Raw genomic sequence first — 865 nt, forward strand, 5'->3', positions numbered from 1 at the left:
GGCCCCGAAGCGGGGCGGGCACGGGGCGGCGGGGATAGGGTTTAGAACTTGAACTGGGATACCGCGACACCGCGCAGCGGCTTGATCACGGTTTCAAACAGGTTCACCGTTTCAAAGCTGGCGGCGGTAGTGCGGGTGATGCGACAGGCCGTCATGACGGGGGCCTGGCCCACGATCACGACCAGACGGCCACCCACGCGCAGCTGGTACTTGAGCGCGTCCGGCACGACGGGCACCGAACCCGTGACCAGGATCGCGTCGTATTCGGTCGAGCCCCAGCCGTTGCGGGCGTCGCCGGTTTCAACCTTGACGTTGGTGACGTTGTTCATTTGCAGGTTTTGCTGCGCGAACGTCACCAGGCGGCTGTCGATTTCAACCGAGGTCACCTGTTGGGCCAGATAGCCCAGCAGCGCGGCCTGGTAGCCCGAACCGGTGCCGATTTCCAGCACGCAGTCGGATTTGGTCAATTGCAGGTCTTGCGCCAGACGCGCTTCAACCTTGGGGGCGAGCATGGTCTGGCGGGTGTTGACCGCATTGATTTCAAGGGGCAGTTCCAGGTCGGAAAACGCCAAGGCGCGCAGGGCCGGCGGAACAAATTGTTCGCGGCGCACATCGAACAGCGCTTGCAGCACGTTGGCGTCCAGGACGTCCCACGGGCGGATCTGCTGTTCCACCATATTGAAGCGGGCTTGTTCTACGTCGGGCAGGGTCGAAGCGTTCATGACGGTCAGGAAAAAACAGAGGAATCAGGCGGCCATTGTACCGATTCGTAGCGTCCTGTGACGGCGCCCGGGCCAAGCAGGCGTTTCAGGCCGGGCGACCATGCCGGAAACGAGCGCGGCGCGTCGAAAAGCGCCGCGATATT

The 865-nt window shown here is 63.0% G+C and carries 1 protein-coding gene; it reads right to left on the reverse strand.

Annotation, left to right across the window (positions count from 1 at the left end):
• Positions 1 to 41 precede the first annotated feature (41 nt).
• A complete protein-coding gene (locus ACNPP0_RS18895) occupies positions 42 to 722 on the reverse strand; it encodes a protein-L-isoaspartate O-methyltransferase family protein (protein ID WP_046807653.1) in 681 nt (226 codons plus the stop codon).
• Positions 723 to 865: the final 143 nt, after the last annotated feature.

The sequence above is a fragment of the Achromobacter semiaridum genome (assembly GCF_053543755.1).

Coding starts and splice junctions, on each gene's coding strand:
- ACNPP0_RS18895 (WP_046807653.1), bottom strand. CDS start 722: ATGAACGCTTCGACCCTGCCCGACGTAGAACAAGCCCGCTTCAATATG.